A 21,389-nucleotide genomic window follows, 5' to 3' on the forward strand; every position below is an offset into this window, starting at 1 on the left:
CTCATCATATCTTTTTCATGCATCAAAACAACTTTCAAATAAACCCTTGCTCCGGAGATGAAGGATGAAACAAGCAATACAAAAGTTATTTAAAAACGAGACCTTCACTTCCACTTTACTGATTCTCTTCACGACTATCTTCACGTATGGCATCAGCATCCCCAAGCTCGGATACTATTACGATGACTGGTATTTGCTCTGGTCGGGACAGATACGTGGTGCAGAAAGTATTATCTCGTTATTTTCCACGGACCGCCCATTTATGGGTGTTGTTTATTCGTATGTGTATCGTCTTTTAGGGGACAGTATTATCAATTGGCATGTATACGCGCTCCTCTGGCGCTTTATAGGCGGGATGGCATTTTTCTGGATTCTCCGTTTGCTTTGGCCAAAAGAAAAATACATTACTGCCCTGATGACAGTACTTTTCATCGTCTACCCGGGCTTTCTTTCTCAGCCAGATGCAAACACAAAACAAAATCATCTTTACGGGTTTGGCACAGCGCTTCTCTCCATTGCCTTGATGCTTCAAGCCATGAAAACAAACTCCCGTATATGGAAGATCGTCTTCAGTATCCTTTCTCTTATTCTGACCGCAAATTATTTATTTATTTATGAATACATGATCGGATTTGAAGGCACACGCTTATTACTAATCGGATATGTACTATTCCAGTCTGGAGTTAACAAATTCCGTCCGCTAGCCATCGAAAGTATCAAACGCTTCTTACCTTACGCCACAGTCACCGCCGCATTTTTATATTGGCGCATTTTCATCTTCGATAGCAGTCGCAACGCCACTGATGCATCTCGATTGGCCGAGGATTATCTCAGCAACCTGCGCTATATGTCCCTTCGGTTGATTCTGGAAACGACAAAGGATTTTTTAGACACGTCGATTTTTGCGTGGTTTGTAAAACCCTACCAATCATTGGCAGGGGCTACCTATTCGAGTTTAGGTAATGTACTTCTCATTGCATTGCTTGTTATTGCATTGGTTTTGTTCTATAATTCTTTATTCAAAAAATGGTGGGGCTCAGAATATAACGAAGTTGACGCCCCTCGGCTCACAAAAGAATTGCTCGTAATCGGAATCCCTGCCATCATCTTTGCAGTTGTACCGGTCATACTCTCTGGCAGGCAAGTGGACCTGAACGACGCGTATAAAAGCTATGGCCTTCACCCGATCAGCGGCGTAGTGTTGTTCGTTACAGCCATCTTATTGATGCTCAAGCCGGGCTTCCGTAAAATAGCTTTACTGGCCCTTATCGGGATTTCCGTTACCACCCAAGCACTGAACGCAGATTACTGGGCACAATTTTGGACTTTACATCGCAATACCTGGTGGCAACTGAGTTGGCGCGCTCCCGATATTCAAGATGAAACTCTCATTATGGCCTATACGCCAGAAGGATTCCGTACACAACAGGATTACGAAATATGGGGCCCAGTGAACCTGATCTACAATCCTGAACCAGCCAAAGTACCAGCTATCACTGCTGAAGTACTCACTTACGATACCGCCTTCAATGTGCTAAAACACGAGACGATTGGTAATCGGGTTCGTGACATTAGAGTCCGCAGACAATTCGGCAACCTTCTTTTGATCAGTGTTCCTTCAACTTCTTCATGTATGCACGTAATCGACGGATCATTGCCAGTCTATGCCGAAAACGAACCTTTACTCACACAACTAATCGGCGAGAACTCACACATCGACCGCATCATTACAAGTGGAACATCACCAGCCCCTTCCCCTTCCATCTTTGGTTCAGAACCTGAGCACGATTGGTGTTACTACTACCAAAAAGCATCCCTAGCCCGTCAACAAGGCAATTGGAAAGAAGTCAGCAACTTATACGATGAAACTGTTTCCCTCCATTTGAGCCCCAGCGATAAATCTGAGATCATCCCCTTTATCGAAGGGCTTGTGAACGACAATAGATACGATGACGCCTTAGTGCTCTACAATTCAGAACTGCGCGGCTTGATCAAGATCCGATTCCCCTTATGCAAAGCATTCGATAAAAATCCATCCTACAATCCCGCGCCCGGTTATGATTACGAAAAGATATACACAATCTTATGTAACACATAATCGGACGATGTCTGGGCTATTTCAACACAATAGATATTTGCTACACAAAAGTTGTGTACAACTACAAATTGCAAAACGAAACTAAAGGTATCAAAAAAGATGAAGCAAGCTGTGCAAGGTTTCCTTAAGAATGAAAAAAATATTTCCATCCTGTTAATCTTTTTTACGACGGTGATCACATATGGAATTAATATTCCCAACTTAGGGTATTACTACGACGACTGGTATGTACTGTGGTCAGGCCAAATACGAGGTGCGGCCAGCCTTATTCCATTATTCAGCACGGATCGTCCATTCATGGGGGTTATTTATTCTTATTTGTACCGGCTTCTGGGCGATAATCTCCTTGGCTGGCACTTGTATGCATTGTTGTGGCGCTTCATATGTGGATTGGCATTCTTTTGGATTCTTCGCTTGATCTGGCCAAAACAAAAATACTTCACTACTATGATGACGGTGCTGTTCATCGTTTACCCAGGCTTTCTCTCTCAACCCGACGCAAACACCAAACAAAACCATCTCTTTGGCTTTGGAACAGGATTGCTTTCCATAGCCTTCATGTTACAGGCATTGAAAGCAGAAGCACGTCTCCAAAAGTATATTTACAACCTGATCTCCATTACCCTGACCGCAAACTACCTATTCATCTATGAGTATATGATCGGGCTGGAAGGTATGCGTCTGGCATTGCTTGGATTTTTTCTCTTCCAAAATGGACCTACTGAACTACGCCCATTAATCAAGGAAACAGCAAAAAGATGGTGGCCATATCCCATTATCATGTCTGGATTTCTGTACTGGCGTTTGTTCATCTTTCAAAGCAGTCGCAATGCTACTGATGCGTCGCAACTGGCATCCGGCTATCGTAGTGACATTGTCGGCATGTCACTACGTGTAATCTTTGGTACGTTCAAAGACTTTTTGGATGCTACAGTCTTCGCCTGGTTCGTACAACCCTTCCGCTTATATACCAGTGGAACATATACGAACCTTATACTGGCAATCTTGGGAGCATGTCTTGTAATCGCCCTAGTCTGGGCATATTCCCGTGTTTTCAAAAATTTATGGGAAAACGAATCTCATGAGAAGGACACATCCACTTTGATTAGGGATTTCGTATGGCTGGGTGCTTTCATAACGGTGTGCGCTATTACCCCTGTGATCCTCTCAGCACGAGAATTTGACCCCACTGATGCTTATAAAAGTTATGGTCTTCACCCAACTGCTGGAGTAATCCTATTGGGGATGGGTCTCATCATAATGCTCCAGCCAAATTTCCGTAAACTGGTTTTGTTTGTACTTATTGGTATCTCTGTATCAACTCAATTGTTAAATTCCATGAATTGGGCAAAGTACTGGGACTATGAACGTGAATCTTGGTGGCAACTTACCTGGCGCGCTCCTGATGTAAAAAGCAACACGCTAGTAATGGCATATTTCTCAGTTGGTTTTTCGTTTCAACAAGATTATGAGATCTGGGGGCCAATCAACCTTATCTACCGGCCAGATACAGCAAAAGTCCCGTTGATCTCGGCCGAAGTTCTTAACCCGGATACTGCGCTCAACATTTTACGGGGTGACGTCCTTGGTAGAGGCATGCGTGACTTCTCCATGCGACGCGATTTTACAAAATTACTTCTTATCAGTTTGCCATCAGAAGATTCCTGCGTACATGTAATCGATGGCACCTTACCCGTTTATTCTGAATCCGAGGCGTTGCTCGTCAGGCGCGTTGGCGCACACTCAGTGATCAATCGAATTGAAACTGAAGGCATGGCACCCACTCCACCTTTTGCCATCTTCGGAAAAGAGCCAGCGCACAATTGGTGCTATTACTATCAAAAAGCTTCCCTTGCCCGCCAGATCGGTGACTGGAATGAAGTTGGTCGGTTATACGATGAAACGATCAACAAAAAATTTACTGCAAATGACAAATCAGAATGGTTCCCCTTCCTGGAAGGGCTTGTCAACGTGGGCCGTAGTGACGATGCGAAAAAACTGATAGAAACTGAGATTAAAGGAAACGATGCGTTAAGTTTTGAATTATGCGAATCACTTACCAATGACCCCGGTTACCCACCAGAATTTCAGTACAATTACGCTAAACTCCACCAGCTTTTATGTGAACCATAAGGTCACTTTACCATTATCCTGACACATCCATGGATTTTCCATTCATCGCAGATTGACGTGCCGCTAATGCGAGACGTAACGCCATAACACCGTCTTCGAGACGACAAACCGGTTCAGACTCCCCCCGGGCTGTTTCGATGAAGTGACGCGTTTGACTCTCGAAGAGTTGATTCCGCTCGAAGCCTTCGGGGGGAGAAAAGGTTTCGATAACAGGAGCAGGCGGAACGTCCGAATAAGAGGCGAAGGGGGCGGGGAATTTCTGGAGTTGCAGAATACCGTCCGCATTGTCCCAACGAAGCGTACCTTGAGTCCCGACAATTTCCAAAGTGTGACGGGGAGGCCTTTGTACATAGTTGAGATGTACACCACCGATGGCTCCGTTTGAAAATTTGAGCCCGATCTCAGCAACATCTTCAACATCCAGATCAAGCGGGGAAATGTGACCGTTGAATGACCAAAGCGAATCGACTTCGCCGATCAGATAACGCAAATAATCGAGCGGATGTGTGAGCGTGCGAATGACGCCGCCGCCAAGATCGGCACGCGCCGCATAACTTGCACGATAATCCTCCCATGGATGCCACTGCGGAAGATACTCACCCCAATGCGCATGGACAGTTAATACCTTGCCAATGGCGTTCGCTTGAATAAGCTCACGTGCCTTGTTGAGCGTAGGGTGATAACGGAATTGAAACCCAATAAGGATTTTGCTCCCACTTTTTTGCGCGGCTTGTTGGAGAGCATCAAGACGATCAAGCGAATCAGAGATGGGCTTTTCGAGGAGAATGGCACATCCTGTTTGAGCAGCAGGGATCGCAACATCAAGATGCAATGCAGTGGGATTTGCGACTACAACAGCATCAGGTTTGTGTTTATTTATGGCTTCATGAATATCGGTTTCAACGGGATAGCCCGCAAGTTCATCATCGGGCAATGTCGCCTTGCGGGTGCGAAGGAGAACAATATCCTTCTCGCCAAGCGCGATCAGGTTACGAAAGTGACGACGGCCAATGGAACCAAGACCTGCAATTAAAAATTTCATATGTATCCTCTGTAGGTCACAGCGAATTCCAAATGGTCTTTGATAATTAACCGTTTCGCTGTACCCCTATCAATAATTTACCAATTCAAATCCTTTTCATATCCCCACTTGACCAACATCTCACCCGCAACTTCCTTGAAAACAGATTTGTCACGGGCTGTAAATAATCTTTGCCAGTTACCAGCCTGTCCCTTTGGAAGAAAAGATGCGATGCCTTCATTTCGTTTCGCCTGCCATTCCTCATCGGGATTGGATGACATTTCAGCTTTGATTGCCTTCTCAAGTGTTTCGCTGATTTTCTTCACGTTCAAGAACTTCCAGAGTTTTATCATCTCTGCAAACGGACTTGCAAGCAGGTCTTCATAACGCAGGGAATGATAGTTTTCGCCGTACAGTTTTTGGGATTCGGCGTCGGTTTCGGTCAAATCGTTGACCCAGCGCGAGGCAATGTTGCGGATGAAGGTTTCAGTGAAGATCGAGCGAGTCCCATTTGTAAAGGGAGTTTGATCCTTTCGCAAATCGTCAATGATGCGTTTATCTTCTGATGTCAAGAATTTGGATTCTTCCACGAAGTTACGGAAACGTTCTGAGATGAGTACATCCCTCCCGTCACGGACGATGTTGACGATCTTCGCATCGGGATATAACGAATGCATGTCTCGCACAACCTGACCATGAATCACGCTGGAGGGGCTCTTATCCCCCACAATGCTCTTGCCTTCTCGTGCGGCATCACGTTCCATAATGAAATCAGCAGAGGCACGCAAAACCAACGGTGAGAGGTCACGGCCGTGATTCCAGCGGTTGGACTTGCGCGTCAGCCATTCTTCGATCTCAGCAGAATCCACTAATGATTTCAACAACGGCTTACGTGTGAAGAAGTGCGCCTGATAGTTGCAATGCACTTCGGGGTGCAGACGCACGAGGCGCATGAGGAGTGTTGTCCCTGAACGGGCATGGCCGAGGATAAAGAACTTCTCGCGCGGGAAGAACTGCTTGATCTCCGCCACTTCTTCGGGCGTGATGGCAGGAATGGGGTTGCGGGTTTTATTCTTTGATTCGCCCTTGAGGAGAATACGGGCGGCGGATTTAAGGCGGGAAAGCATCAGTAACGAAACTCCAAGTTATCTCTTCCAATTCAGCATGATCAACCCAACTAAACAGACAAATATTCCAACAATATTGATCCATGAGATTTTATTTCTAAACAGGAAAACCGCTACAGGGAGCAAAATCAACGATGCAACTACATTGACCAACACTGCAGCGATTCCCAAATTCCAGCCTGCGCGGTAGGTGAGCAGGAATCCGTATTCGATGCCGACGACGGCGATGGCAAGTCCGATGCTGGCCCAGTTGAGTTTGACAAGCTCGGCTTTGATTCCGTTCGTGGCAGGGAAGAAAAAGAATCCGAGCAAGGTGACAACGAAGGCAACGGCATAGGTTACCAACAAGGAAACCGTAAAATTGACATTCGACGGTGTACTCTTGGCTGTAAAGTGATAGAGTGCACTGGAGCAGATGGCGAGGTGATGGAAAAAAAAAGAGGGCATATTTGATCGTTTATTCATACGTACTACTTATTAATCGTTGTCAATACAAAATAGAATAGCAAAAACGTCAATGACAGCAATAAAATTCCAGAAATAAGGTTGCCAGTGAAGTTTTCAGGAACTTTTCTTTCAAGAAATGAAATTTCGGGCCTTGTAGGGTTATAGAAAACAACTAGAGACTTATTCTTAGGATACTTATCAACGACAGCGCCTGACTTTTCAAAATTAGACGCAAAAGAATCTTGTCCGACATAAATTTTTTTAGACATAAAAGTATGACCATCGACATGATATTCATAAGAAGGTCCCTTACCGCCTAAAGGAATAGGGACACTAACAACATCAGAGGATATTACCCGCCCAACTGTTTGAGGCCAATCCTGGCTAGAAGCCCATTCAAAGAAACTACGAGTTAGTAAAATAGCACGGCGAACAACATGATAGCCAAGTACTGCCAAAACAAAATATAGGTACAAAGAAGCATTACGAGGCATATAATCTCTTAGTGAATTTATTATACTAAAGTATGCAATTGGCTCTCAGAGATCAAATATCCTTGAAAGTGCTTTTAAAATAAATTCTGCTGTTCTCTTTCCAGAGCTTGCGTCGGTAAATGTGATTTCATCTTCGATGAACTTCCTTCGTTCCACCGAATCAATGGTGCGGTCTTTCAGATACAGATTCAACGCATCACGCAGTTCAGTTTCATCCGTTGCCACACGGCCAGCCTTCGCCCAGCGGAAACGTTGATGCGTAGGCCAATCACCGATCTCTTTCAGCGAGAGCGAGAATTTGTTCGGTTTATTCCACCCGCCAGGGACGTCGATCGTCGCGGCGATCATGGGGGTATCGTGCACCGCTGTTTCCACTAACATCGTTGAATAGACCGTGACAACCACATCGGAGTACGCCATCATGGAGGATTTTTCGTCCATGTCTTCACCGCCGTAATAACCAAGTGAACCACCCAATGCCACAGGCTGGACAACATGCACATGCGGGTATTTCTTTTCTAACTCAAAGACCTGCGCACGTTCATCTGCAAAGATCTTCGGCTTATCTTGAAAATGACTCGGGTGTAAGCGGATCAATAACTGCGAAGGCTCTGCCAATGCATCGGATGAGACCAATTTCGCTAGCGCCTCGATGTTCGGGAAGTTCGGCGCAAAATGGACAAAACTGCTGGCGTACGAAATCAACTTGCGCTTGGGGTCAAGCCCATGCAACTTGAAATATTCATCGCGCGGCATGAGCCATTGCTTGCGAAAGTATCCGTCATAGGATGGGATGCCGCCAATGTTCACATGCTCGGGGTTCCAATCTGAGCCTTTGACAAGTTCCTCTTTTTGCAACTCAGACCAACAGGTCGCCCATTGTACGTCCGCACCTGAGACGTTATACGATGATGAATTGTCCCAGCCGACGATGACGGTCATGTTGGGGACACCCTGACGGGTGGATTCGCGCAGAAGGTAGCGGTCCATGCGCCAGCCGGGGGTTGAGGCGATGACCATGTCAGGGTTGTATTTTTCAAATAGATCAGTGTACAGGCCCGGGGTAGGCGTGAAGCGGTTTTGCATCCGCACTAAAAGTTTGCGGGCGAAGGAAAAATTCCGCAAAAGAAGAATCGCCAACGCGGAGGGAATCCAAATGCCTAAACGAAATTTCCAACCGTTCTCTGCCCAGACTTCCCAAATGTGACTGTCCATGGCTTCAGTGTTGATGCGGCGCGAACCGCCGACGCGGCGCAAGTAGGCAAGCAACCATTGCCAACGCGGACTGACTTTGCGGGCGTAGTCATTCGCCTGTTTGAGGCGTAGACCTTCGAAGGTTAAGCCAGGTCTCGCAAAGCGTTGTGCTATTTTTTCTTTGGTTTCATCGTCGGTGAGGACGATAACTTCAATACCCGCATCGAGCAAGGTCGAGACAACGTCGCTTTGTAAAAAGTAGATGATTGCCATGCCGTGGTCGGCGGAGATAAAGATACTTTTGGCCATAGGGCTTGTATTGTAGCATGAGGAGGAAAAGATTGATTTTTGATTTTATAAGGTATAACATGTCAGTATGTTCGCGATTACGCCGATTGTCATCTCTGCCTTTATTTCGACTGTAATCTTTGCAATAATTACCATGATCGCCTGGCGACGCAAGCAGGAGCAATTTGGTTTTTATTTTGCAATGATGGCCACTTGCGACACATTCTGGACAGCAATGGTCACACTTGGATATGCAGCGGTGCCAATTTCGCTAAAAGTCTTTCTGGCAATTTTGGACGCATGGGGATATATCACATCTCAAGCATTTTTACTTTTGTTTGCCTTATCCTTCGCAGGGTACGAACGTATTGCCGAAACGAAGTGGATGAAAGCCATAGTAGTATTTTATTCCATCTCCAACATATTGCTGGTTTCCACGAATCCCTGGCACGGGTTATATTGGACAGGCTTCATCCCCCAAGCAGACAATATCGTTGTTTTTGTGCATGGGCCTATGTTTGCCTATACTGTGGTCTCAGGCTATACATTGATCGTATCGGCTCTTGTCATTGTTACCGTGGGTACCTCTCGCGGATCAAGCATTATGAAACGCCAGGCACGGTGGTTGGTAGCCGCACTCCTTGTGGATATTTTTTTAAACATCGCTTACCTTACCAATATCATTGGTTTACCCGGGGTGGATTGGAGCTCTGCAACGTCTTCGCTTTTTGGTCTCTTCGTTTTATGGGCTCTGTACGGTGACAAGTTACTGGATATCACACCCATTGCCCGCAACAAGTTGATCAACAATTTGAGCGATGGCATGATCGTACTGGATCAACAAAACCGTATCACTGACATTAATCGCTCAGCGGCAGAGATGTTTGGCAAAACCGAGGGCACTTTGCTTGGCAAGAGGATTCAAGATGTTCTACCACTCATGCAAACACATGTTGAACAGCCTCTCGGAAACGAAGTGAAATTTGAATTGCATTTTGACGACGGAAGCCAACGTTACTACGACGCGCTCCTTTCACCGTTAAAAGAGACCCTGCCAAATCGAATCATCGGGCGTATGATCATTTTTCGCGACATTACCGAACGCAAGATGAACGAATTACGCCTACTACAGCTTCACAAAGCCGTGGAACAGAGTCCCGTTTCGGTAATGATCACAGACACGCAAGGCAACATTGAGTACGTCAATCCGCACTTTACGTATTTGACCGGGTATGAGCTTGAAGAAGTGCTTGGTAAAAATCCGCGCATCGTGCAATCAGGGAACACTTCGTCAGAAACGTATAAAAATATGTGGGGAACGATCCAGTCTGGCAAAATCTGGCGCGGTGAAATATTAAACAAAAAGAAAAATGGCGAACCGTACTGGGAGGCTGAGATCATTGCCCCCGTTGTGGATGGTATAGGCAGGATCATCAACTACATTACGATCAAGGAAGATATCACTGCCCAAAAAGAATCAGATGCCAAACTGCGCGATGCCTATACCAAACTTGGAGAACAAATGAAAGAAATCCAGGGGCTACAAGGGGATCTGCGCGAGCAGGCGATCCGCGACTCGCTTACCAGGTTACATAACAGACATTATCTAAACGAGACACTCAAACGTGAATTATCGCGTGCCATGCGTGAGAGCTATCCAATCTCCTTCGTGCTATTGGACATTGATCGATTCAAAAACATCAACGATACGTATGGGCATGATGTGGGAGATATCATTTTACGCAAAACCGCAGACCGATTTTCAGAGTTCACGCGTACAGGGGATATCCTTTGCCGTTATGGAGGCGAAGAGTTCCTCGTGGTATTACCTAATACACATGAGCAGGATGCGTTTATCATCGCAGAGCGTTTGCGCTATTCAATTCAGGAATCGACGATCAATGTTGAAGGAAAAACCGTTTCAATCACAATTTCCATTGGCATTTCAGAATTCCCTGCCCACGGACAGCATGAGAATCAAGTGCTTCAAGCCGCAGACAAAGCCATGTATCATGCAAAAAACAGCGGCCGTAATCAAGTGGTGCTCTGGTCAAAAATAAAAACACAGAGCTAGTCATTTAAATTGCCGTGATACATGCGTTTCGTCACAAATCCATTTTGATAAATAGGCGGGTAGAAAATCTTTATGCTTTAGCGATCGGGAATGGGGTATGTTTCAACAACTTAGTTTCATGTGTAGACTAAAATAAATAGAACTAGGCAATTACGGTCAGCTATTACATTTGTCAGCTTAAAGTCACTTTTCAGTAAAACAGTTCAACATATAATGTATAAAAACGAGATTGAAGGTTAGAACAACAAAAGGTGGGGCGAACAATAACCTTCAACAATTAAATGCCGGTTCTTAGTAGATCTGGGAGATGTTATGGATAGAAAAAAAAGCACCCCACGCAAAACCGATCTGAACAAACAGGCAGATAAAGAGGGGCAACTAAAGCTCATTGAACGTCTCAACCTTGCCACCCATGCCGCCCAGATGGGCATTTGGGATTGGGATATTCAGAAAGATCAATTGGTTTGGGATGAACAGATGTACAGGCTTTACGGGCTTAAGTCGGGTGCTTTTGGCGGTGCCTATGAAGCCTGGCTGAAGGGGGTGCATCCTGATGACCGTGCATCAAGCAATGAGGTATCTCGAATGGCGGTGCGCGGCGAGAAGGAGTACGATACTGAATTCCGCGTTGTATGGCCGGACGGAAGTATCCATTGGCTGAAAGCAAATGGTCAGGTTGTTCGAGATCAAGAGGGAAATCCGATTCGCATGGTGGGGGTGAATTACGACATCACTGCCCGCAAGCAAACTGAGGAAAGACTCAAAGAAAGTGAAGAATATCTTCGTTTGGCCTATGAAGCCGGCAATTTGGGGATATGGAAGAATGATCTGCAAAGCGGGGCTTTGGAATTTGATGAACGTGCCAGAATTCATTATGGTTTTGATACTCGCCATACTACCTTGTTGGAGGTGACGAACCGCATCCATCCGGATGATCTGGCACGCGTGGGATCGGAAATTCAATCTGCCACATCCCCTGATGCCAGCGGAAAATTTAACACCGAATATCGGGTTGTCCATGCAGATGGAAGCGTACATTGGCTGTCCGTGGGTGTGAAGGTGCTGTTTGAAGGGGAAGGTGCACAGCGTCATGCTGTCGTTGGATATGGAACCACCCAGGATATTACCCCCATTCGGGAAGCCACTGAACAAGTGCGCAAGAGCGAGGCACAGTTAAGGGCATTGATAACTTCCCTGGATGATATTGTCTTTGAGGTCGATGAACATGGCACCTATCTCAACGTGTGGACCGGCGATGAGGCTAGCCTGTTTCGCCCGCGTGAAGAGGTGATCGGCAAACGCTTCGACGAGGTCTTCGGCGAGGAGGCCAGCCGCCAGTTCTTCGAATATCTCAAACGTACCTTGAATAGCAATTCCCCTCAGACTTTGGAATATCCCGTGGAGATCCACGGGGGAAAGCACTGGTATGCCGCCCATTACAACATCATCCAAGCCCAGGCGGAAACGCCACGGAGTGTTTCCATTCTGGTGCGAGACATCACCAAGCACAAGCGTCTGGAAGAAAGCGCGAGAGAGAGCGAGCAAAAATATACGCTCCTGTTCCAAAAATCTGCCGTTCCAACCATATTGATCAAATTGCCCGAAGTGGTGGTCTTTGATGCCAACGAAGCCTATGAAACACTGACAGGCTTCACCCGCCAGGAAATGTTCGGGAAAACCTCGGTGCAATTGGGACTGTTCAAGCCGGAGCAGCGCAAGGAACTGGTCGCCCGTTTTGACCAAGAGGGAGAATTGAAAAACCGCGAAGGGCGTCTGTACTCCAGAAATGGGCAAGAACATATCGTGGTCATGAATACCACCCCGGTCGAAATTGGCGGAAAGACGTATGCCATCACCACCATGCAGGATATTACCGAACGTAAGCAGGCAGAGAAAGCCCTGCACGAACGTGAACAGAAGCTCAACACGTTACTAAATCTTTTACCCGTGGGGATTTCCATCCTCGATCAAGATCGGAAAGTAACCTATACCAACGATGCTCTTTGGAAAATTCTGGGAACTACCAAGGATGGGTTGGTCCGGGGAGAGTATCGTAATCGGAAATATCTCAGTGCTGATGGTTCTGAGAAACCTATAGAGGAATTTGCCAGCACACGCGCATTTAACGAAAGGATCGAAGTGCACGATGTCGTTACCGGTGTTATAAAAGAAGATACCCAGACGATTTGGACCAGTGTAAGCGCCGTACCTGTGGATTTCCCGGATTGGAAAGTAGTTCTTGTCACGTCCGATATTACCGAGCATAAACAAGCCGAGGAGTTGTTGGAGCGGATGCATAACACAATGGCGGAAGCCCAGAAGATCGCACACATGGGCAGTTTCGAGTACATCGCCGCCACACAGACGACGATATGGTCAGAGGAGGAATACCGTATCTACGGTTTGGACCCCACCGGCCCTTCGCCAACATATGACCAGATGCTCGAAAAGTGCATTCATCCTGATGATGCAGCCTTATTAAATGAGACATTCACGAAAGCGATGCAGAACCATTCGATCTATGAACTCGAACATCGTATCGTGCAACCCAACGGTAGTGTGCGGTGGGTCTACGATCGCTCCCATCCTTATTTTAACAAGCAGGGGGAACTTGTTCGGTACATCGGCATAACGCTGGATGTTACCGAACGTAAAAAGTCAGAGGAGGATCTACGCCAACGCACAGAGGAATTGGAACAACTGCTGGATATGTTGCCAGAAGCGATCTGGATCGCCGATGACCCGGAATGCAAATTTATTCGAGGCAATCGTTTTGCCAATGACCTGCTTGGTGTTTCGGGACAGGAGAACATTTCCCAGTCTGCCGAAGCGCCTGCAGTGGTTTTACGTCAGTTCACAGAAGGACGGGAGTTGAGCCCCGACGAATTACCCATGCAAATGGCGGCCAGGACAGGCAAGCCGCAACTCGATTTCGAACTACGCATTGAGCATCCCGATATAGCCCCCCGCACACTCTTGGGTGGAGCAGTCCCTTTGTTCGATGCTCAGGGCAAAACGCGCGGTGTCATCGCAAGTTTTCACGACATCACCGAGCGTAAACAAGTTGAAGAAGAACTGCGTGCCAACAAAAAACTCTTGCAGGATGTGATCGACAACACAACAGCGCTGGTTTATATCCTCGATCTCGAAGGGCGCTTTCTACTGGTCAATCATAAGATCGAAGCGCTCTTTGGTCTTTCTAACGCGCAAATTATCGGTCAAACGCGCAGTGCGTTCATGCCCGCTGAATTTGCGGTACAGCACCGCAACAACGATCTGGAGATCATCCAGACCGGGCAGGGGAAATTATTCGAGGAAGAAAATCCCGAGACGGATGGACAGCATGTTTACCTGACCAACAAGTTCCCCTTGTTCGATGCACATAATCAAGTCTATGCTGTCTGCGGTATTTCGACCGACATGACCGACCACAAGCGTATGGAAAATGAACTGCGCCGTTCAAACACCGAACTGGAACAATTTGCCTACGTCGCCTCCCATGACCTGCAGGAACCCCTGCGCGCGATGGCCGGCATGGTGCAGCTTTTGGGCCAGCGCTACAAAGGCAGTCTGGATGAACGGGCGGATGAATATATCAATCATGCAGTCGAAGCCTCCCAACGCATGCAAAATCTTATCAATGACCTGCTGAATTACTCACGTGTGGATCGCCGGGGGAAACCCTTTGAGCCCACGCATCTCGAGAACTCTCTAAACACCGCGCTGATCAATTTACAGGGAGCCATTCAGGAAAGCGGTGCACAGATCACACACGAACCATTGCCCATGGTGATGGCGGATTCCACGCAGATGATACAAGTACTGCAAAACCTGATCGGCAATGCAATCAAGTTCCGCGGCGAACAAACACCGCAGATCCATATCGCCGCAAAGAAAGACGGCAGCCGCTGGCAGATCGAAGTGCGCGATAACGGCATCGGTATTGAACCGCAATATTTTGAACGCATCTTCCTGGTCTTTCAACGCCTGCACACGCGCGTTGAATACCCCGGCACCGGCATTGGGCTTTCCTTATGCAAAAAAATAATCGAACGGCATGGCGGGCAGATCTGGGTGGAGTCAAAGCCAGAGCAGGGTGCCACATTCTATTTCACACTACCGGAGAAAAATCATGAACACAGAAAGTCTTAAGCATGTCGAGATCCTGTTGGTGGAAGACAGCCGCGCGGATGTGTTGATCACCCGCGAAGCCTTCGCAGAGTTTAAGCTTCTCAACACATTGCACGTAGTGGAAGATGGCGTGGAAGCACTGGCCTTTTTACGCCGTGAAGGAAAATATGCGTCTGCACCGCGACCGGACCTGATCCTGCTTGATTTAAATCTGCCACGCAAGAACGGACGCGAAGTGCTGGCGGAGATCAAAACGGACCCGGAACTTAAAGCCATCCCTGTAGTGGTGCTGACCACCTCCCACTCCGAACAGGATGTACTGCAAGCATATGACAAGCACGCCAATTGCTATATTGTCAAGCCGGTGGGGTTTGACAATTTTGTCGAGGCTATGAAGACCATCCGCCAGTTCTGGTTCAGCGTTGTTACTCTCCCATCCGAGGTTACCAATGGAAAAGACTCAACTGAAAATCCTACTCATTGAAGATAGCCCTACCGACGTACTCTTACTGCGCGAAGCTCTGGAAAAAGATCCGCTAACGTCTTTTATGTTGAGCGTGGCGGATCGCCTGAGCACCGCGAATGCCTTACTTCAAAAAAGTAGATTTGACCTGATCCTGCTTGATCTGGGATTGCCAGACAGCCAAGGATTGGCGTCATTCACCCGTGCCCGAAAGTTCGCGCCTGAAATTCCCATCATCATCCTTTCAGGGCTCAATGATGAAGTCTTTGCCTTACAGGCCATGCAAGCCGGCGCGCAGGATTATTTAATGAAAGATGCGTACAACCTTACCTCGTGTGCGCGCGCCATTCGCTATGCCATTGAGAGAAATAAGTTGCATAGCAATTTGCGAGAATCGGAACAACGCTTTTCCACCCTGTTCCAATTGAATCCTGTTCCATTGGGGATTACCCACACATCAGATTACAGTATCTTGGAAGTGAATGATGCCTGGATCAACCTGACAGGGTACACACGCGATGAAGCGATCGGGCATACAGCCACCGAGTTGGGGCTTGTCAAACCCGAAGTATTGCAACAAGTCCGCGAAATATTGAGAGACCAGGGGGATGTCAATCAATTTGAAGTCTCACTGCACAAGCGCTCCGGTCAGGAGCGGTTCGTGCTGGTCTCCTCCGGACAGATCCATTTGGGCGGCGAAACGTACATCCTAAACAGCCTGCTGGATATTACCGAGCGCAAGCAGGCAGAAGATGCATTGAAAGAAAGCGAAACACGGTTTTCAAAAGTATTCTTCACCAACCCGGTATCACAATCCATCATCTCACCCAACACCGGGCAGGTTATGGAAGTTAACGACGCCTGTTGTCGCCTGTACGAGTACAGCCGTGAAGAATTGATCGGTACAGCCCCGGAAAGCCTTGATCTATGGGCAAGTCCTGCCGACCAATTGGATGTCTTTGAAGAACTGCAAAAGACCGGTCGCCTGCTCCCAAGAGAAATCATGATCCGCCCAAAATCAGGTGAGATCCGTACCATCCTTTTTTCGATCGAGCAGATCGCCTGGAAAGGAGAGCCGTGTCTGATCTCATCATCCGTCGATATCAGCGAGCGCAAACAGGCGGAGAAAAAATTGCGTGAAAACGAAGTGCTTTTGCGGCAGGTACTGGACAGCATTCCAGATTCAACTTTTGCGCTGGATCGGAACTACCGCTTTTTGATCGGTAACCAGCGCCATCAACAAGAGCTTATCGCCAGCGGCAGCCATCCGTTCCAAGTAGGTGAACAGATGCTTTCACCCGATTACCCGGCAGAAGTCTTGGAATTCTGGCGCGCTGCATACGATCGCACATTTACTGGTGAGACATTCAGTCTGGAAAGTTCATGGGTGGACAATACCGGCCAGTTACACGTCCATGAAAACAGGTTTTCGCCACTGTGTGACGCAACCGGCGCGATCATCGGCACTTTGGTGATTGCCCATGACATTACCGAGCGCAAACAGGCGGAGCGAAAACTGCGTGAAAGCGAAGAGAAATATCGCAGTCTTGTGGAAACGGCCGAAGATGGAATTCTGCTGACTGACCTGAGTGGCAAACATCTTTTCGTAAACAATGCGTATTGTTCTGCTTTGGGATACGAAGCGGAAGATCTGACCAATATGGAAAGAGAAAAAATTGTTCATCCAGACGATCTGCCTCTCCTCAAAGAAAAAATGGCTGAACTGCTTGAACGCGGCACTATTGCTACCGAATACCGTGTGCGTCATCGAGATGGACGTTGGATGTATCGATATACCAAATCCGCGCTGGTCTATGGGGAAGATCAAAAGCCATATGCCTTCCTCTCCATCGTGCGTGATATCACTGAGTTCAAACGGGCAGAACAAGCCCTCAAGGATAGTGAAACCCGTCTCAAGAGCATGCTTGAGACCGCCATGGACGCCATCGTCTCCGCTGATCAGGATCAACGCATTGTTCTCTTCAACGGCGCCGCCGAGCGAATGTTCGGTGTTTCCTCGAAGGAGGCATTAGGACAAACGATCAGCCGCTTCATACCGGATCGTTTCCACGACTATCACCTCCAACAAATGATGGGACTCACTCCCGAGATCGCCCGCCAGATTCCAGCCAACAAGGTCTTCTCGATCAAGGGGTTGCGCGCCAATGGAGAGGAATTTCCCGCAGAGTCCACCATCTCGTATGTGGAAAGCAACGGCGAAAAACTTTTCACAGCCATCCTGCGTGACATCACAGAGCGACAAAAAGCTGATCAGTCCCTACGTGAAAACGAGGAGCGCTTGCGCAAGATCCTGCAAACCACATCCGATGGTTTCTGGCTTGTCGACCTAAATCACAGATTCCTGGATGTCAACGAAGCCTACTGCGCCATGACAGGATATTCGCGCGAGGAATTACTACAGAAGAGCATTTCAGATGTAACTGCTGATGATATTCATTCACGGATCAATACCATAGTGCAGGAAGGCAAAACCCGGTTCGAATCTCGTCACCGCCGCAAAGATGGCAGTATCTTTGATGTTGAGATCAGCGTGAATTCTCTCAAGCAGGGACCCACCATCCTGGTTGGTTTCTGCCGTGATATTACCTACCGCAAAAAAGCGGAAAGAGAGATCGCCATGCTGGCGAGATTCCCCGGTGAGAACCCCAACCCCGTTCTAAGGGTAAACCGTGATGGAATAATTCTAAACGCCAACCAATCCAGCGCATCGATTTTGAAAGCGTGGGGCAGTTCCGCCGGCGAAAAGGTTCCTGAAAATTGGCATTCCCTACTACTGCACACCATTCAAGGCCAACAAATTCAAGTACAAGAGCTCAAATCGGATGGCAGGGTATATATCATGCAGGTCACGCCCATTGCCGGTGAAGAGTACGTCAATATTTATGGAAACGACATCACCGAGCGCAAACGCGCCGAAACCCTGTTAAATCAGCGTCTGGAAGACATGGCACTCATCAATAAATTGAACAACGCCGTCAATCGCCGCGAAAGCCTTGTAAATATAACGGAATTGCTTGCGCAAGACGCTAAAGAAATCTTTGGGAGCCAGAGCACCAGCATTTACCTATTGGACCCCGACAAAAAACGTCTTCTCCTCCAGCACTACACCATGCCACGCGAAACCATTGCCAAGCTCGAGAAGTTGCTCGGCAGGCCGGTCCCTCAAGTTGACCTCCCTGTTGGAGGCGACGATCACTTTAGCCGGGTTTTGGAATCTGAGGATGGTTTTCTCATCACCGGCTTCGAGGGTATCAGCGCATGGCTGGTAGATTTCAGCAATACCAGTTTTCTCCCAGTCAAAGTTCGTCCGCTACTTCGAAAGCTTATTCCAGCTGTGGTCAAACTGTTGAACATAAATTCAGTCGTCACCATCCCATTGAAATCCGGCGAGGAAGTAATAGGGCTGATCGAATTCATCGCAGAGGGGGAATTTACTGAAGGAACCCTTGAAAGACTGCGGAACTTTCGCCACCAATTGACCGAGGTCGTCATCCGCAAACGAGCAGAGGAAGCCCTACGCGAAAGCGAGGAGAAATATCGCAGTCTGGTGGAAGCCTCCGATGCACTGGTGGTCATGATGGATGAAGACGGGCGGATCCACTATCTAAATGAAAAAGCCGCGCACATACAGGGACTTATAGCTAAAGATGTACTCGGAAAGACACTGCATGAGTTGCTTCCCAAAGAGATTGCCGATCTCAACCTGGAACGGGTGCAACATGTCATTTCAAAGAATCAGAATTTGCTTGTTGAGTCGCCTATTAATGGCGGGGTCGCCTGGTACCGCGTCAGCATACAACCCATCCATGATGTAAATGGAAAGGCGGTTAAGGTATTACTCAGCGCAATTGATATCTCGGAGCTCAAAGCCGCACAACAAAATCTACTGGAACTCAACAGCACACTGGAAGCCCGCGTAGAACAACGCACTGCCGAAGTGCTCGACCTGTATAACAATGCGCCAAACGGTTATCACTCACTGGATGCAAATGGCAAGATCATAATGATCAACCAGACCGAGTTGAACTGGCTGGGATACACGCGTGAAGAAGTAGTGGGTATCAAGTCCTTTTCAGACTTGGTTACCCCATCAAGCCAGAAAGCTTTCGCAGAAAATTTTCCGCGCTTCAAAAAACAAGGCTGGATCTCTGACCTAATATTTGAAATGATTCGCAAAGATGGCAGCACTTTCCCCATATTATTGAACGCCACCGCTATTCAAGATGAACATGGCAAGTTCATCATGAGCCGCTCAACATTGGTGGATATCACCCAGCGCAAACAATCTGAAGACGCCTTGCGCGAAAGCCAGGCCAGATTGCAATACTTCTTCGATACCGCCAGCGACCTGATCCAAAGCATGGATGAAAACGGGAAGTATCAATACGTGAACAACGCCTGGTGCCAAACCCTCGGCTACACAGCCGAGGAGGCTATGCACTTGAGCATGTTCGATGTCATTGACGAGAGTCATCACGAACACTGCCGTTCCCTGCTGAATCTTTTGATCACCAACCAACAACCTCAACAATTGGAGGTGCTCTTCAAGACAAAATCCGGTGATACGGTCATTGTGGAAGGTAGTGTCGGCAGCCGCAAAGATATCAACGGACACATCGCCACGAACGGCATCTTCCGGAATATCACCGAGCGTAAAAAAGCAGAAACCGCCTTGCGTGAGAGCCGTGATGAACTAGGCTTCGCCAACGCCGCACTCGAAAAAGCATCACGCATGAAAGACGAATTTTTAGCCAGCATGAGTCACGAATTACGCACCCCGTTGACGGGTATCCTCGGGCTCACCGAATCCTTACAGCTCAACACGTACGGGCATCTAAACGAAAAACAATCGAACGCCTTGAAAAATATCGAGGCAAGCGGGCGTCACCTGCTGGAATTGATCAACGACATCCTTGATCTATCGAAGATCGAGTCCAGCAAGTTCGATATATACCCGGAAATGATCAGCATCGAAGAAACATGCCACGCATGTTTAGCATTCGTCAAGGAACAGGCCACAAAAAAATCCATTCTGCTGGAATATCAAAATGCCAGGGATGCCAAATCCGTATTTGCAGATTCACGTCGCTTGAAACAGATCCTTGTCAACTTGCTGAGCAACGCGGTCAAGTTCACGCCTGATAAGGGGAAGGTCACTCTTTCCGTACGCACTAACCCCGCAAAGGGACAAATCCACTTCGCTGTGGCCGATACCGGTATCGGTATCGCAAAGGAAGACTTGGGTCGTCTATTCACACCTTTCACCCAAGTGGATAGTCGCCTCAACCGTCAGTACGAAGGCACTGGTTTGGGACTGGCATTGGTCTTACGCCTGACAGAGATGCACGGCGGTCATGTTCAGGTGGAGACCGAACCTGGTCAGGGCAGTTGCTTCACTGTTTCTCTTCCCTGGCAATCACAAGTCATGCCGCCTGTTGATACCAATCAACCCCATGCAGATTTGTCAGCAAGGTCAGAACCTAATACACGCGGTGTAATCCTGTTAGCAGAGGATAATGCATCCAATATTGAAACCATCGGTGACTATTTGCAATTCAAAGGCTACACCCTGGTGTTCGCATTAACTGGAGTTGAGGCATTACTCAAAGCCAAAGAAAGTAATCCGAATTTGATCCTGATGGATATCCAAATGCCGGTGATGGATGGGTTGGAAACCATGCGCCGCCTACGGGCTGATCCGCGCTTCACATCCACCCCGATCATTGCTCTGACCGCCCTGGCCATGGCCGGCGACCGCGAACGCTGCATGGAGGCAGGGGCGAGTGAATATTTAAGCAAGCCTGTCAGCTTGAAGGAACTTACAGAAAAGATCGAGAAGCTGCTTCAGCCATAAGAACAAAAAAGCTCCGCTGTCATCGTAGCGGAGCTTTTTATTTT

At 47.7% G+C, this 21,389-nt stretch carries 11 protein-coding genes; 6 read left to right on the forward strand and 5 right to left on the reverse strand.

Translation table 11 applies throughout. From position 1 onward, the window contains the following. Positions 1-64: 64 nt before the first annotated feature. Both IPP66_02790 and IPP66_02795 read left to right on the forward strand, forming a co-directional pair. Entirely contained in the window at positions 65-2,098 is a 2,034-nt protein-coding gene (locus IPP66_02790; GenBank protein ID MBK9924195.1) for a hypothetical protein, read from the forward strand. Positions 2,099-2,197: 99 nt separating this feature from the next. Beyond that, positions 2,198-4,231, forward strand: a complete 2,034-nt coding sequence (locus tag IPP66_02795; protein ID MBK9924196.1) for a hypothetical protein — start codon at positions 2,198-2,200, stop codon at positions 4,229-4,231. A gap of 13 nt (positions 4,232-4,244) precedes the next feature. Here IPP66_02795 and IPP66_02800 read toward each other — a convergent pair whose 3' ends face one another. From IPP66_02800 to IPP66_02820, 5 genes are all read right to left on the reverse strand, one after another. Beyond that, positions 4,245-5,273, reverse strand: a complete 1,029-nt coding sequence (locus tag IPP66_02800; protein MBK9924197.1) for a Gfo/Idh/MocA family oxidoreductase — start codon at positions 5,271-5,273, stop codon at positions 4,245-4,247. A 77-nt stretch (positions 5,274-5,350) separates the two neighbouring features. Next, positions 5,351-6,379, reverse strand: a complete 1,029-nt coding sequence (locus IPP66_02805; protein MBK9924198.1) for a sulfotransferase — start codon at positions 6,377-6,379, stop codon at positions 5,351-5,353. Positions 6,380-6,397: 18 nt separating this feature from the next. Then, a complete protein-coding gene (locus tag IPP66_02810; protein ID MBK9924199.1) occupies positions 6,398-6,844 on the reverse strand; it encodes a hypothetical protein in 447 nt (148 codons plus the stop codon). A gap of 5 nt (positions 6,845-6,849) precedes the next feature. Further along, a complete protein-coding gene (locus IPP66_02815; GenBank protein ID MBK9924200.1) occupies positions 6,850-7,320 on the reverse strand; it encodes a DUF3592 domain-containing protein in 471 nt (156 codons plus the stop codon). 45 nt (positions 7,321-7,365) lie between these two features. After that, positions 7,366-8,823, reverse strand: a complete 1,458-nt coding sequence (locus IPP66_02820) for a hypothetical protein (protein ID MBK9924201.1) — start codon at positions 8,821-8,823, stop codon at positions 7,366-7,368. Positions 8,824-8,890: 67 nt separating this feature from the next. Between IPP66_02820 and IPP66_02825 the strand changes: the two genes are divergently transcribed. The 4 genes from IPP66_02825 (at position 8,891) to IPP66_02840 (ending at position 21,345) form a co-directional block, all read left to right on the forward strand. After that, on the forward strand, positions 8,891-10,876 hold the full coding sequence (locus IPP66_02825; GenBank protein ID MBK9924202.1) for a diguanylate cyclase: 1,986 nt from the start codon (positions 8,891-8,893) through the stop codon (positions 10,874-10,876). A gap of 312 nt (positions 10,877-11,188) precedes the next feature. Then, entirely contained in the window at positions 11,189-15,028 is a 3,840-nt protein-coding gene (locus tag IPP66_02830; protein ID MBK9924203.1) for a PAS domain S-box protein, read from the forward strand. Next, the gene (locus IPP66_02835; GenBank protein ID MBK9924204.1) at positions 15,009-15,491 is read left to right on the forward strand and encodes a response regulator; all 483 of its coding nucleotides are present in this window, start codon (positions 15,009-15,011) and stop codon (positions 15,489-15,491) included. Before IPP66_02830 ends, IPP66_02835 begins: the two co-directional genes overlap by 20 nt. Further along, positions 15,457-21,345, forward strand: a complete 5,889-nt coding sequence (locus tag IPP66_02840; GenBank protein ID MBK9924205.1) for a PAS domain S-box protein — start codon at positions 15,457-15,459, stop codon at positions 21,343-21,345. The genes IPP66_02835 and IPP66_02840 overlap by 35 nt, the downstream gene beginning before the upstream one ends. The last annotated feature ends 44 nt before the right edge of the window (positions 21,346-21,389 follow it).

Origin of the sequence: Candidatus Defluviilinea proxima (assembly GCA_016721115.1) — a bacterium.
Classification (GTDB): domain Bacteria; phylum Chloroflexota; class Anaerolineae; order Anaerolineales; family Villigracilaceae; genus Defluviilinea; species Defluviilinea proxima.

Excerpts from the sequence above, each read along its gene's own strand:
- IPP66_02800 (MBK9924197.1), bottom strand. The coding sequence starts at position 5,273 with ATGAAATTTTTAATTGCAGGTCTTGGTTCCATTGGCCGTCGTCACTTT.
- IPP66_02795 (MBK9924196.1), top strand. The coding sequence starts at position 2,198 with ATGAAGCAAGCTGTGCAAGGTTTCCTTAAGAATGAAAAAAATATTTCC.
- IPP66_02835 (MBK9924204.1), top strand. The coding sequence starts at position 15,009 with ATGAACACAGAAAGTCTTAAGCATGTCGAGATCCTGTTGGTGGAAGAC.
- IPP66_02790 (MBK9924195.1), top strand. The coding sequence starts at position 65 with ATGAAACAAGCAATACAAAAGTTATTTAAAAACGAGACCTTCACTTCC.
- IPP66_02805 (MBK9924198.1), bottom strand. The coding sequence starts at position 6,379 with ATGCTTTCCCGCCTTAAATCCGCCGCCCGTATTCTCCTCAAGGGCGAA.
- IPP66_02830 (MBK9924203.1), top strand. The coding sequence starts at position 11,189 with ATGGATAGAAAAAAAAGCACCCCACGCAAAACCGATCTGAACAAACAG.
- IPP66_02810 (MBK9924199.1), bottom strand. The coding sequence starts at position 6,844 with ATGAATAAACGATCAAATATGCCCTCTTTTTTTTTCCATCACCTCGCC.
- IPP66_02815 (MBK9924200.1), bottom strand. The coding sequence starts at position 7,320 with ATGCCTCGTAATGCTTCTTTGTACCTATATTTTGTTTTGGCAGTACTT.
- IPP66_02840 (MBK9924205.1), top strand. The coding sequence starts at position 15,457 with ATGGAAAAGACTCAACTGAAAATCCTACTCATTGAAGATAGCCCTACC.
- IPP66_02825 (MBK9924202.1), top strand. The coding sequence starts at position 8,891 with ATGTTCGCGATTACGCCGATTGTCATCTCTGCCTTTATTTCGACTGTA.
- IPP66_02820 (MBK9924201.1), bottom strand. The coding sequence starts at position 8,823 with ATGGCCAAAAGTATCTTTATCTCCGCCGACCACGGCATGGCAATCATC.